Source organism: Xanthobacter sp. SG618 (assembly GCF_012932745.1).
Lineage (GTDB): Bacteria > Pseudomonadota > Alphaproteobacteria > Rhizobiales > Xanthobacteraceae > Xanthobacter > Xanthobacter flavus.
Window position 1 is genome coordinate 764,240 of sequence record NZ_JABBHL010000001.1, and the last position, 13,349, is coordinate 777,588.

Sequence of the window (13,349 nt, forward strand, 5' to 3'; positions counted from 1 at the left end):
GCGGTGGCCGATCCCGCTGACATTGGGGAAGACGGCGCGTGAAGTACCCTCACACCCCTGTCGCCAGATGCCAAGGGTCGAACCGCGGGGCTCCGGGCACCGCCGTCTGCACATTCACGCCCGCGCTTGCCCCTCGCGCCGCGCGGCGACAGCGGCGAGCACGCGCTCGGGCGTTGCAGGGGCATCCAGATGCACCGGCCCGTCTCCCGGCAGGCCGGCGATGGCGTCGCGAATGGCCAGCCAGACCGAGATGGCGAGCATCAGCGGCGGCTCGCCCACCGCCTTGGAGCGTAGCACCGTCTCTTCCGCGTTGGGCTTGTCGAGCAGGTGGACGTTGAGCACGGGCGGCACGTCGCGCGAGCCGGGGATCTTGTAGGTGGAGGGGCCGCGGGTGGCGAGACGGCCCTTGGCGTCCCACTTCAGCTCCTCGCAGGTGAGCCAGCCCATGCCCTGGACGAAGGCGCCCTCGATCTGTCCGATGTCGATGGCTGGGTTCAGCGAGCGCCCGCAATCGCCCACGATCTCCGCCCGCAGCACCCGCACCGCGCCGGAGAGCGTATCCACCGCCACCTCGGCCGCGGCGGCGCCGTAGGTGTAATAATAGAAGGGGCGGCCTTCGGATTTCGCGAGGTCGAAGTGGATCTTCGGCGTCTTGTAGAAGCCGGTGGCGGAGAGCGGCACGCGCTGCTGCCACGCCATGTGCGCCGCTTCACCGAAGGAGAGGCTGCGATTGCCCACGCTCACGCGGCCCTCGGCGAACACCACCTCTTCCACCGGCGCATCGAAATGCGCCGCCACCACGCCGGCCATGCGGCCCCTGATCTCCTTCGCCGCGATCAGCGCCGCCATGCCGTTGAGGTCGGAACCCGAGGAGGCCGCCGTGGGGGAGGTATTCGGCACCTTGGCGGTGCTGGTGGCGGAGACACGTACATGGTCGAGCGGAATGCCGAAGGCGTCCGCCACCACCTGTGCCACCTTCACGAACAGCCCCTGCCCCATCTCCGTGCCACCGTGGTTCAGGTGCACCGAGCCGTCCGTATAGACATGCACCAGCGCCCCCGCCTGGTTCAGCGTCGTCAGGTTGAAGGAGACGCCGAACTTGATGGGCATGGTGGCGAGGCCCTTGCGGATCACCGGGCTCTGCGCGTTGAAGGCGTCGGTTTCGGCGCGCCATGCAGCAAGGTTCGCCTTGGCATCGAGATGGGCCATGGCCTCCTCGATCAGGCTGTCCTCCACCTCCTGCCCGTAGGGCGTGACGTTGCGCGGGGCCGCGCCATAATGGTTGGCGGCGCGCACGACCTCGATAGGCTTGCCGAGATGGCGGGCGATCTCGGCCATCACCGCCTCGATGGCGAGCATGCCCTGCGGCGCGCCGAAGCCGCGGAAGGCGGTGTTGGAGACGGTATTGGTCTTCACCAGCACGCCGCGGAAGCGCGTCGCCGGGATGAAATAGCAATTGTCCGCGTGACACAGGGCGCGGGAGACCACGGCGGGCGAGAGGTCCGCCACGTTGCCGCAATCGGCGGCGAATTCCATGTCGAGCCCGGCGATGCGCCCGTCCCCGTCGAAGCCGGCTTCCCAGCGGACGCGGAACGGATGGCGCTTGCCGGTGGCTTCCATGTCCACCTCGCGCGGCAGGCGCAGCTTCACCGGCTTGCCGGCGTGATGGGCGAGGAGGGCCGCGATGGCGGCGACGATGGTGGCCTGGCTCTCCTTGCCGCCGAAGGCCCCGCCCATGCGCCGCACTTCCACCGTCACCGCCGCGAACGGCAGCCCGAGCACATGGGCGACGCCGTGCTGCGCCTCGGTGGGATGCTGGGTGGAGGAATGGACAAGCATGTCCCGGTCCTCGCCGGGGATTGCGATGGCGATCTGCCCTTCCAGATAGAAATGGTCCTGCCCGCCACACCGCACCTCGCCGGAGAGGCGCAAGGGTGCGCCGGCAAGCGCGGCCGCCACATCGCCTCGCCCCACCTGCTGGTCCGGCGCGACGCGAGCACCGGCCTCATAAGCCGCATCGAGATCGAGCAGCGCGGGCAGCACCTCATATTCCACCCGCACCAGAGCGGCGGCAGCGCGGGCGGCATCGAGGGTCGGCGCGGCCACGGCGGCGACGGGATGGCCCACATAGTCCGCCTCACCCGCCGCCAGCAGCGGCTCGTTGGTGCGGATGGGGGCAATGTCGTTGACGCCGGGAATGTCGCCCGCCGCCACCGCCACGACGCCCGGCAGAGCCCGGGCGGCGGACAGGTCGATGGCGACGATGCGCGCGCGGGCATGGGGGCTGAGCACCAAGGCCGCGTGGAGCAGGCCGGGCGGCTCCGGCATGTCGTCCAGATAGACGGCACGGCCGCTCACATGGGCGTTGGCGCTCTCGTGACGGGCGGGGACATGGACGGCGCGGGTCATAGCGCCTCCAGCTCCAGCAGCACACCGGGGCGCGTGGTGGCGAGGTGCAGGCGCCGTACGAGATTGGCGGCGGCGGCCTGCCGATAGGCGGCGCTGGCGCGATGGTCGGAGAGGGGTGCGAAATCAGCGTCCAGCGCAGCTTCGATGCCTCCGGGCGGAATATCGCCCCATGGTGCGCCGATGACGAGAGCTTCCAGAGCTGGGGCACGCTTCGCCCGGTCCGCCATGCCGCCGAAGGCCGCTGCGAGAGCCGCCATCCGTCCGCCATCCACCCGCACGCGAAAGGCGCCGAGCAGAGTGGAGATGTCCTGATCGAAGCGGCGCGATAGCTTCCACGCGAACAGCTCTTCACCCTCCGCAAGACGCGGCAGGCGCAGCGCCGCGATCACCTCGTCCCGCGCCAGCGCGGTCTGGCGATACCCCGTGAGGAATTCGGCCACCTTCATGCGCCGCACGCCGGCGGGCCCGGCAAGCTCCACCTCCGCATCCAGCGCCAGCAGCACCGGCAGCGTGTCGCCTACCGGCGAGGCGGTACCGAGATTGCCGCCGAAGGTGCCCATGGTCCGGATCTGCCGCGAGCCGATGCGGCGGATGAGGGCGCCGAAAGCGGGAAAAGCCGCCTCCACCGTCTCCAGCCCATCCGCATAGGTGACGGCGGCGCCGAGGACGAGTTGGTCGCCCTCCCACCCCATGCGCTTCAGCTCCGTCACGCGACGGGTGGAGATGGCGAGGGGGAAGCCTTGCCGCTTCTTTGCGGGGATGAGACCGAGGTCGGTGGCACCGGCGATCAGAACCGCGTCCGGATAGGCGCTGCGCAGCGCCACCAGTTCGGCGAGGGTCTGCGGCACGAGATGCAGTTCCCCCTGTCCCGCGATGCGGGTGCCGGCAACCGGCGGGACGCTCTCAGGCTCCGCCACCGGCGGGGCAGCGCAGAGCGCGCGGGCGGCATCTACGATGGGGCGATAGCCGGTGCAGCGGCAGAGATTGCCCGCCAGCGCCTCGTGGATATCGGCATCGCTCACCGGCGTTTCGCCTGCCCGCTCCTGCGCGAGGGCATAGAGCGACATGACGATACCCGGCGTGCAGAAGCCGCACTGGGTGCCGTCGCTCTCGGCCAGCACCGTCTGCACGGGGTGGAGGCCGGACGGGCCGGCAAGCCCCTCCACCGTCTTCACCTCGCTGCCGTCGATCTGGGAGAGCAGCAGGATGCAGGAATTGGCGACCTGCCAGCGCGCCGCCCCGCCCTGCCGAGAGCCGATGGCAATGGTGCAGGCGCCACAATCGCCTTCCGCGCACCCCTCCTTGGTCCCTGTCAGCCGACGGCGGGTGCGCAGGAAGTCCAGCACCGTCATGGAGGGGGCGGCATCCGCCACCTCGATCCGCTCGCCGTTCAGGACGAAGGCGATGGCCACGCTTTCAGCCTCCCGCGCTCTGGGACGAGCGGAAGGCCCAGGCCACCATGCGGCGCTCGAACACGGCGAAAATCGCGTACATGAGGATGCCCTGGATGGCGAGGGAGATGAGGCCGGCGAACACCAGCGGCATCTGGAAGTTGGAGCCCGCCTGCACCATGAGATGGCCCACCCCCGCATTGGCGCCGATGGTCTCGGACACCACCGCGCCCACGAAGGCGAGCGTGATGCCCACCTTGAGCGCCCCGAAGAGATAGGGCCCGGTGCGGGGAATGCCAACCTTGCGCATGATGTCGAGCTTGGACGCGCCAAGCGCGCGCAGCACGTCCTCCAGCTCCGGCTCGGTGGTGGCAAGGCCGGTGGCCACGTTCACCACAATGGGGAAGAAGGAGATGAGGAAGGCGGTGAGGATGGCCGGCACTTCGCCGATCCCGAACCACATGATGAGGATGGGCACCACCGCCACCTTGGGCACGGAATTGAACCCGATCATCACCGGATAGAGCCCGCGATAGATGGTGCGCGACCAGCCCACCACCACCCCCAGCGCAATGCCGAACACCACCGCGATGGCAAAGCCCGCCATGGTGGTCCACAAGGTGACGAAGGAGTTCTTCAGCAGCGGCCACCAGTATTTCACCATGGCGGCGAAAATCTCGGTGGGCGCCGGCAGGATGAAGGTATCGATCTTGAACAGGCGGCACGCCGCCTCCCAGATCACGAACAAAGCGACGGTGAAATAGACCGGGGCAAGGTTCTCGACGGAGAGCTTTTTCATCATGTCACGCCGCCTGCCGCACTTCGGCGATCTTGTTGCGCAGCTCGTGGACCAATCCGGTGAACTCGGCCCGGTAGCAGACATCGAGATCGCGCGGCCGCAGGAACGGCACCTGCCGCGTCTCCACGATGCGGCCGGGGCGCGCGCTCATGACGTGGATTGTGTCGGCGAGGAAGGCGGCCTCACGCAGATCGTGAGTGACGAGGATGACGGTGAAGCCGAACTCCTGCCAGAGGTCGCGCAGCACGCACCACAGCTCCTCTCGCGTGAAGGCGTCCAGCGCGGCGAAGGGCTCGTCCAGCATCAGCAGCGCCGGCTGGTGGATGAGGGAGCGGCAGAGCGAGGCACGCTGCTGCATGCCGCCGGACATCTCCCACGGAAAACGATCGGCGAAGGCGCCGAGGCCCACCACGTTGAGCAGCGCCATGGCCTTGTCCTGGAACTCGGCCTTGTCGCGGGAGAAGCGGCGGCGGTAGGGCTCGACGATCTCGAGCGGCAGCATCACGTTCTGCAGCACGGTGCGCCACGGCAGCAGGTTGGCGTGCTGGAAGGCCATGCCCGCCACCTTCACCGGCCCCTTCACCTCCGCGCCGTCGATGGAGACGGTGCCGGAGGTGGGGCGGATGAGGCCGGTGACAAGCTTCATCAGCGTGGACTTGCCGCAGCCCGAAGGCCCCACCACCGCCGCGAACTCGCCCTTGCGCACATGGAGCGTGGTGCCGGCCAGCGCCGTCACCGGGCCGGTGCGGCCGGGATAGGTCAGGGTCACATTGTCGAGGACGATCACGGGAAGGCCTTTCGGTTCGGCGTCGGCCGCTCCCCGGACAAGCAACACCGCAGGTGGAGCGCTGATCCGGGGTCCAGGGGAAAAGTCGGCGAAGCCGGCGATAGCCCCGGCAGCCTCAGGTCCGGCCGCCTTCGGCGGTCCCTGGCGCTGGACCCCGGCGCACATTCGGCTGACGCGGCATGTGTCCGGGGTCCGAAATCGCCTCACATCTTCCGTTCGCTCGCCGGCGGCAGATATTCACTGGTGAAGATGTCCGCGGCGGTGGGCTTGGCCTTGAACTCGTAGGTGATGCCCACCTGGTCGATGGACTTCGCAAGACGCGCGGGGTCCACGTCGCCGGTGCCGTTGGCCTTCACCCAGTCGGTGACGATGTTATCCTTCAGCGCCATTTCGAGGCGGGCCAGCTCGATGGCCTCGTCGGCCGTCTCGTTGCGCTTCATGACCGACTTGATGGCGCTCTTGGGATCCTTGGCGGTGTCGATGATGCCCTTGACGGTGGCCTTCACGAAGCCCTTCACCACCTCGGGATGGGCCTTGGCGAAATCGGGGTTCACCATGATGGCGTTGCCGTAGAGCACGAGGCCGTGCTTGGACATGAGCATCACCGCGATGTCATCCGCCGGCACGCCCTTCTGGCGCAGGTTGAAGAAGGAGGAGAAGGAGAAGCCGGTGATGGCGTCCACCTTGCCGTCGGCCAGCATGGGCTCGCGCACCGGGAAGCCGATATTCTCGATCTTCACCTTCTCGGCGTCGATGCCGTTCTCCTTCACGAAGGCCTTCCACTGGGCGAAGGCGCCGTCCGGCGCGGGGGCGCCGAGGATCTTGCCCTCGAGGTCCTTCGGCTTGGTGATGCCGGTCTTCTTCAGGCTGACGATGGCGAAGGGCGGCTCGTCATAGACCATCTGGACGGCGACGACCTTCTTGTCCGGGTTCTGGTCGCGGAACTTCATCAGCGAGTTGATGTCGAAGAAGCCGATGGGATAGGTGCCCGCCGCCACCCGCGCGATGCCGGCCACCGAGCCGGGGCCGCTGTCGATGGTCACGTTGAGGCCCTCGGCCTTGTAGTAGCCCTTGTCCAGCGCCACGAAATACGGCGCGGACGGCCCTTCGAACTTCCAGTCGAGCGCGAATTTCACGTCGGTCTCGGCCAGAGCCGGCGCTGCCGCCAGCGTGGCGAGGACCGCGGCGAAAACGGAACGCATCAGGCTCATGGAAAAAGCTCCTCGGTTTCGCTGCCGTGGACTGCAACCGCCATGCCAGCGGGGCCGGACGCCGCAGCGGCAGGCCACGGGCGCCCCGAGCATCGCGGATCGGCGACTGCCGCACGATGAGGCACGCAGCTCCTGCCCTCAAGATCGGCAGATTGCTTAGGTCATGTGCAAACCGCGCCCTTCCCCCTGCTGGACAGATCCCGCCGCCTAGGCCACTCCAGTCGATGACGGATGCCGACGAGCGGAGGGGCCATGGCACGGCGGGTACTGCTCACCTGGGAGCAGGGCGCGGGGTTCGGCCACACCATCCAGCTGGCGCGCCTCGGCCGTCGGCTCGCTGAAGCCGGCGCGGAGGTGATGGCCGCCGTACGCTATCTGCAGAATGCCGGGCCACTGGCCGAGACTGGCATCCGGCTGATCCAGGCGCCGCCGTGGCCCGCCCCTGCCCCGCGCGCCAACGACCACATCCCCGCCTCGGCGACACTGACCGACAGCCTCGCGCGCGTCGGCCTGCGCGATCCCGACAGCGTGCGCCCGGTGCTGCGCGCGTGGCGCGATCTGCTGGATGCCGAGCGGCCGGACCTGATGGTCTGCGACTATGCCCCCCTCGCCGGGCTTGCCGCGCGCGGGCGCTGTCCGGTGATGCAGGTGAGCACCGCCTATTGCCTGCCGCCGGCCGATCTCGAAGCCATGCCGGTGTTCCACGATTTCGTGCCGCCGCTGCACACGGATGCGGAGGTGGTGGCGGCGGTGAATGCCGCGCTGGCGGACGAGGGCCTTGCCCCCATCGACCGCATCGGCGCCCTCTTCACCGGCGACGACGCCTTCGTTCGCAGCTTCCAGCTGCTCGATCCCTATGCGGACCTGCGCAGCCGGCAGGCCGAAGGTCCGGTGATGGCCGAGGCCATGCGCGAGGCATCACCCGGCGCCCGCACCGTCTTCGCCTATGTCCACACCGACGTGGCCGCGCGCCCAGACGTGGCGGCGGTGCTGATGGCGCTGACCCCGCGGCTGGAAATCTTCGTGCCGGGCGTCGATCCGTCCTGGCTGGCGCCGCTCTCGGCGGCCGGGGCCATCGTGCACGGGCGGCCGGTCTCCATGGCGGAGGCCATGGCCCGGAGCCGCCTGCTCATCCACCAGGGCAGCGCCGGCGTGGCGGCGGATGCGCTCGCGGCGGGCGTGCCGCAAGTCACCTTCTCGGTGCATGTGGAACACTGGCTGAACGGCGAGGCGCTCGCCGCCGCCGGGCTCAGCCGCAACTTCCCCCTGTTTCATCCCGATGCGCGGGTTGCGCCGGAGCCGGTTCTGGCGGCGCTGGAAGACAGGGACATGGCCCTGATCGCCGCGGCGGCCGGCCGGATGCACCGGGCGGAACTCGCCGCCCGCGATCCGCTCGACGTGCTGACGGAGCGCTGCCGCGCGCTCCTCTAGGCTCGGTCAGTAGCCGATCGGTCCGCCGCCACCGCCGCCCCCTCCCCCGCCGCCACCGGGGAAGCCCGGAAAGCCCGGGATATTCGGGAAGGTCGGCAGGTTGGGGAAGCTCGGGAAGCCGCCACCGCCGCCATAGCCGCCGGGGAAGCCGCCGCCGCCACCACCGTAGCCATAAGGCGGCGGGGTCACGGGAATGACGACATTGCCCTGGTTCTGCTGGGAAGCCTGCTGGGCGATGGTGTCCGCCTCGCCCTGGAGCTGGGTATTCACCGACCGGCAGGTGGCCGCCGCGAGGTCCATGGTGGTCTGGCCCTGCACCGGCACGCCGCACGGATGGCTGGAGCCGCGGTCGAGGCCGGTCGTGTCCGCGACCGGGCCGCGGCGCCCGCCGGTCTGGCCGGTCTGGCTGCGGGTCTGGGCGATGACCGCATCGATCTGGGCCTGCGAGACACGCACCGGACCGCTCATGCCACCGCGCCCGACCGTGACCATGAAGCCGGGCCGGCGGATCACCACCGTCTCGCCGCCCGGCCCCACCACGGTGAGGGTGCCGAACTGGAGGATGGCCTGGGTCTCGCCGTCGCGGTGGATGATGGCCGCGACGCCGCCGCGGATGCCGATGGTCGCCACCGGCGTCTTCACCTCGGCCCCGCCGGTGTGGCTGGCATTGCCGCCGACGAAGCGCGCGGCGCCCTTGGTGAGGGTGAGCGCCATGGATCCGGCCTTGGCGTTCGGATCGTAGACGAACTCGTCGATGACGAGGTTCGAGTTGGGGCCGATGTTCAGCGTGGTCTTGTCCACGAACAGGACCTGAACGCTGCCGGCGGAGCTGGTCTCGATGCGCTCGCGGTGGATGATGCTGGAGCCGAGCTCCAGCGTCCGCACGCCAGACCCGGCATTGCCGGTGGAGCGGGGATTAACCGCGGCGGCCGTGCCGACGCTGTTCTGCGCGAGCGCCGGGCCGGTAGCGGCCACGATGGCGAGGGAGGCGACGGACGCCAGGAGACGGGCGGGGGTGCTGATGGGCATGATGCGTTGCTCCTCAGAACCGCACGTTCGGGCCGATGGAAACGCTGAAATTGTCGAACGCATAGTTCGGCAAGGTCGAGGTGGACCAGCTGTACTGGATCTGCGTCAGCAGCCCCCACTGCTCGTGGACCGGCACATCGAGGGCGAGGCCGACCCGGTACTGGTTGTCCTGTTCCGTGATGAACTTGGTGATGAACGGGTTGGGCGCGTCATAATTGTAGCGCGTGTAGCCGACGCTCGGGATGACGATCCAGCGCTTCACACCCCACAAGCCTTGAAACTCGAACGGCAGGGCGAGGTCCACCGCGAAGGTGTTGTAGGAGTACCAGGGCAGGTCGCCCGAGGCGTCGTTGTAGGAGAGCCGCGCGCGCCAGCGCCAGTCGTCGGTGATGCGGCCGAAGGCGTTGCCGCCCACCGTCCACATCTCGCCGCTCTGGAAGGAGGCGGTGGGATAGTCCTGCGACGACTGGTAGTCGCGCTGGCGGATCTCCGCGAAGGGCTCCAGCCCGAACCAGGCGCTGAACGGCAGATAGAGCGAGACGCCCGCACCGTAGGTGCCGAGATAGCCGGAGCCGCCCAGCGCCACGCCGCCCGCGAGCACATAGGCGCGGATGGAGGAGCCCGGCAGCGCGTCCGGCGCCAGCGCGAAGCGCGGGCCGGTGTTGAACTCGGCGAAGCCGAGGTTCAGCTGCTGCAGCTGGAACTGCTGCGAATAATAGAGATTGAGGTTGGTTTCCCAGACATCGCCGCGCTGGTTGCCGAAGTCGTAGACGTGGCGGATGGAGGCGAGGGCGAAGGCGTTGCCGTCCGCCTGCGCGGCCGCGCTCGGCGGCAGCAGGGCGCCCACATCCTGGCCGATCACGAGGCGGCTGGAGGGGCCGTAATTGGCGTTGGACTGGTAGCGCACGCCCACCTGCCCGTAGACGCTCCACTGGTTGGTGGAGAGGCGGCGGTCGATCTCCACCAGATAGGCAGCGATATTGTCCCGCTCCTGGCCGGACAGTTCCGGCGACTGGGCGATGGGCTCGAAATAAGAGCGGGCGGACTCATAGGAGCCCAGCCGGTAATAGAGCCGCGCCAGTTCGAGGCGCACGCGGACCAGCTTGGGATTGTAGAAGAGGATGCGCTCGTAGACGCCGATGGCGGCCTCGTAGTCGCCCACCTCCACCGCACGCCGGGCGAGGCGGAAGGCCAGTTCCACGTCCGCGGGACGCTTCAGGGACTGGTCGAACAAGGCGTTGAATTCGGGGTCGGCGTCCGCCAGCACGGTCGGCTGCGCCGCCAGCGCCGGCCCCGCCATCGCGCCTAGCGCCACGGCCAGCACGATGCCGCGCACGGACACCCCAGCCCCCAAACTACCCCTGCTCGGGCCCGCAACCCGAGTATTGTACCGCTTTACCAGCATGCCTGACCATCCGGCTTTTGCTGGCAAGGCCCCGCCCCTTGCCCATGCAGCGATCCTTACCATTGCGTGTGCCGGAAGGGGATTCCACGCGCCGACGAAGCCAAGGATTCATGCGCGTTTCCGTGACGTAAAAGCATTTTTGCCACAGGCGTCCGGCGGACGCGCCACGATCATACCGCCACGCATCGCTCTCCTCGCAATTCGCACGACAGCGCGCCGGGACCGCCGAAACCCCTCGCATTTTCAGATTGCACGGATGCAATAAACATCCACTTTCATTCCGTAAATGCTTGCATAGATTTGTCTCAACGGCGGCCCACGGTGCCGCCCAGAGGATCAAGGAGCAGACCATGCGCAGCATCGGACTTCATCACGTCACCGCCATCGCCGGCCCGGCCCGTCGCAATCTCGACTTCTACACCCGCACCCTCGGGCTGCGGCTGGTGAAGAAGACCGTCAATTTCGACGATCCCGGCACCTATCACTTCTATTTCGGCGACGCCGCCGGCTCGCCCGGCTCCATCCTCACCTTCTTCCCCTGGGAAGCCGCCGGCACCGGCCGGGCGGGCGTGGGCGAGACGCAGGAGACTGCGTTCCGCATCCCCGAGGCCGCAGTGAGCTACTGGACCGAGCGCCTCATCGGCGCGGGCCTCTCGCCCGATTTGCCGGAGAAGCGCTTCGGTGAGACGGTGATCGCGTTCAAGGACCCGGACGGGATGCGCATCGCCCTCGTCGGCGTCCCCGGCATCGAGGCCGAGCCCGCCTGGGCCGGCGGCGAAGTGCCGGAGGCGAACGCCATCCGCGGCATGCATTCCGTGACCCTCCTGCTGAAGGAGGCGGGTGCCACCGCGGACATCCTCACCGACGTGTTCGGCTTCGAGGAGGCCGGCCGCGAGGGAACCCGCATCCGCTACCGGGCGCCGGGCGTGGCCGTGGGCGGCATCGTGGACATCCGCGAGGCCGGCGGCTTCCTCTCCGGCCGGCAGGGACGCGGCAGCGTCCACCACATCGCCTTCCGCGCCTCTGACGACGCGGCCCAGGCCGAGATGGTGGAGAAGCTGACGGCCCGCCACGGCCGCCATGTCACCGAGCAGCGGGACCGGAACTACTTCCGCTCTGTCTACTTCCGCGAGCCCGGCGGCGTGCTGTTCGAGATCGCCACGGACGATCCCGGCTTCGCCGTGGACGAGGCGCCCGAGCATCTCGGCGAGGCGCTGAAGCTGCCGGCCCAGTACGAAGCGCACCGCGCCGAGATCGAGCGGGTTCTGCCGCAGGTCGCCTGAGCGGACAGACCCGACACCCCATCATCGCCCGGCCGCACCAGCGGCCGGGCACCGAAAGGATCTGCCCCCATGAACGCCCTGCCTGCGCCCCCCGCTGCCCCCGCGCGGGGCGCCCTTTCCTTCACCCACCGCTTCGTGCCCGCCACCGATCCGGCCGCGGCGCCGCTGCTGCTGCTCCACGGCACCGGCGGCGACGAGAATGATCTCATCCCCCTCGGCCGGATGCTCTCGCCCGGCGCGGCGCTGCTGTCGCCCCGCGGCAAGATCAGCGAAGGCGGCATGCCGCGCTTCTTCCGCCGGCTGGCGGAAGGCGTATTCGACGAGGAGGACGTGGTGCGGCGCGCCCACGAGCTGGCCGATTTCATCGGCGAGGCGCGCACCGCCTATGGCCTGGCCGCCCCGGTGGCGGTGGGCTTCTCCAATGGCGCCAACATCGCGGCGGCCATGCTGATGCTGGGTCCGGACGCGCTCTCCGGCGCGGCCCTGCTGCGGGCCATGGTGCCCCTGGCGAACCCGCCGGCAGGCTCCCTTCCGGGAACGCCGGTGCTGATGCTCTCGGGCGCGGCGGACCCCATCGTGCCCGCGTCCAACGCGGCCCGGCTCGCCGCCCAGCTCAATGAGCGAGGCGCCCGCGTGGAGCACCGCGTGCTGCCCGGCGGCCATGGCCTCACGCCCACCGACATGACGGCCATGCGCGACTGGCTCGCGCGTACCGGCGCGACGACGGCCTGAAACGAAGTCCGGCCCGCTTGGGCGCGAAGCTCAGCGGGCCGGCTTCGCCGGGGCCATCGCGGTGCCGCCGCTGCCCTGCCGAGACGCGGCGACAATGGCCGGCGCCAGGGCTTCGGCAAGGCAGGAATAGCCCGCGTCATTCATGTGGAAGCTGTCCCACGCCAGGGTCTTGCGAAAGCCCTGCGGATCCTGCGCGGCCCACTGCTTCATCATGGCGTAGCGACGCAGGAGCGGAACGCCCCGGCCCGTCGCCGTGGAATCCACCGCGTCCACGAACGTCTCGTAGCGCGCGACATCGGTGATGCCGGGGAAATACTGCTGGTCGATCACGATCGCCGCGGCGCCCGCGGCCGCGATCGCCGAAAGCCCTTGGGTCACGGTCGCGCGCAGCCGGGTCGGATCCCCACCGAACACGACATCGTTGGTGCCCACCTGCCAGATCACGAGATGCGGCGCCGGCTGGCTCTGCACCAGCGACTGCAGCCGCGCGAGGGTCGAGGGGCCGGTCTCTCCCGAGACGCCGGCATTCATCACCGTCACGCGGCCCTCGCCCATCAGCGTGGCGAGGCGGCGGGCCAGCTGGCTCGGATAGCTCTGGTCGGAGCTCGACGCGCCCGCGCCGGCGGTGGTGGAGGAGCCGATGGCCAGAATGCGCAGCGGCTGGCCTTCCTTCAGCGCCTTCACGCCGGCCGGCATGGAGAGCGCCGGAGACGGACGCGCGGTGCATCCGCCGGCCGCGGACGCGGCAGCGGGAACCAGAGCGGAAAAGGCGACGGCGAACAGGGGAAGAGCGAAACGGCGAAGACGGCGCATGGCAAGACCAGATTGTGAAGACAGCGCCGACCAGTCCGGAGCGCGCCCCGGATTGAACC

The 13,349-nt window shown here is 69.3% G+C and carries 11 protein-coding genes; 3 read left to right on the forward strand and 8 right to left on the reverse strand.

From position 1 onward, the window contains the following. Positions 1-114: 114 nt before the first annotated feature. The 5 genes from xdhB to FHT36_RS03585 all read right to left on the reverse strand — a co-directional run bounded on the left by xdhB (position 115) and on the right by FHT36_RS03585 (position 6,597). Positions 115-2,409, reverse strand: coding sequence for a xanthine dehydrogenase molybdopterin binding subunit (gene xdhB, locus FHT36_RS03565; RefSeq protein WP_169121112.1), 2,295 nt, complete (start codon positions 2,407-2,409; stop codon positions 115-117). After that, positions 2,406-3,821, reverse strand: coding sequence for a xanthine dehydrogenase small subunit (gene xdhA / locus FHT36_RS03570; RefSeq protein ID WP_169121113.1), 1,416 nt, complete (start codon positions 3,819-3,821; stop codon positions 2,406-2,408). The genes xdhB and xdhA overlap by 4 nt, the downstream gene beginning before the upstream one ends. Before the next feature lie 4 nt (positions 3,822-3,825). Next, a complete protein-coding gene (locus FHT36_RS03575) occupies positions 3,826-4,602 on the reverse strand; it encodes an ABC transporter permease (protein ID WP_371745079.1) in 777 nt (258 codons plus the stop codon). Position 4,603: 1 nt separating this feature from the next. Next, positions 4,604-5,386: an ABC transporter ATP-binding protein gene (locus FHT36_RS03580; RefSeq protein ID WP_169121114.1), complete on the reverse strand. Its 783-nt coding sequence runs from the start codon at positions 5,384-5,386 to the stop codon at positions 4,604-4,606. Positions 5,387-5,589: 203 nt separating this feature from the next. Further along, the gene (locus tag FHT36_RS03585; protein ID WP_169121115.1) at positions 5,590-6,597 is read right to left on the reverse strand and encodes an ABC transporter substrate-binding protein; all 1,008 of its coding nucleotides are present in this window, start codon (positions 6,595-6,597) and stop codon (positions 5,590-5,592) included. Between the two features lie 252 nt (positions 6,598-6,849). Here FHT36_RS03585 and FHT36_RS03590 point away from each other — a divergent pair, with 252 nt between their 5' ends. Beyond that, entirely contained in the window at positions 6,850-8,028 is a 1,179-nt protein-coding gene (locus tag FHT36_RS03590; protein ID WP_169121116.1) for a hypothetical protein, read from the forward strand. 6 nt (positions 8,029-8,034) lie between these two features. Here the strand turns inward: FHT36_RS03590 and FHT36_RS24310 are convergent, their stop codons facing one another. Together FHT36_RS24310 and FHT36_RS03605 are read right to left on the reverse strand one after the other, a co-directional pair. Beyond that, positions 8,035-9,057, reverse strand: a complete 1,023-nt coding sequence (locus FHT36_RS24310; RefSeq protein WP_246701993.1) for a FecR domain-containing protein — start codon at positions 9,055-9,057, stop codon at positions 8,035-8,037. Positions 9,058-9,070: 13 nt separating this feature from the next. Continuing rightward, positions 9,071-10,399 (reverse strand): tetratricopeptide repeat protein, encoded by a 1,329-nt coding sequence (locus FHT36_RS03605; protein ID WP_169121117.1) that lies wholly within the window; start codon positions 10,397-10,399, stop codon positions 9,071-9,073. Between the two features lie 413 nt (positions 10,400-10,812). Here FHT36_RS03605 and FHT36_RS03610 point away from each other — a divergent pair, with 413 nt between their 5' ends. Both FHT36_RS03610 and FHT36_RS03615 read left to right on the forward strand, forming a co-directional pair. After that, positions 10,813-11,745, forward strand: coding sequence for a ring-cleaving dioxygenase (locus FHT36_RS03610; RefSeq protein WP_169121118.1), 933 nt, complete (start codon positions 10,813-10,815; stop codon positions 11,743-11,745). Positions 11,746-11,814: 69 nt separating this feature from the next. Further along, positions 11,815-12,477: an alpha/beta hydrolase gene (locus tag FHT36_RS03615; RefSeq protein WP_169121119.1), complete on the forward strand. Its 663-nt coding sequence runs from the start codon at positions 11,815-11,817 to the stop codon at positions 12,475-12,477. A gap of 30 nt (positions 12,478-12,507) precedes the next feature. On the opposite strand, the gene FHT36_RS03620 is transcribed toward FHT36_RS03615, so the two are convergent. Beyond that, positions 12,508-13,290 carry an SGNH/GDSL hydrolase family protein gene (locus tag FHT36_RS03620; RefSeq protein ID WP_169121120.1) on the reverse strand — a complete coding sequence of 261 codons (783 nt, stop codon included), beginning with the start codon at positions 13,288-13,290 and terminating at the stop codon, positions 12,508-12,510. Positions 13,291-13,349: the final 59 nt, after the last annotated feature.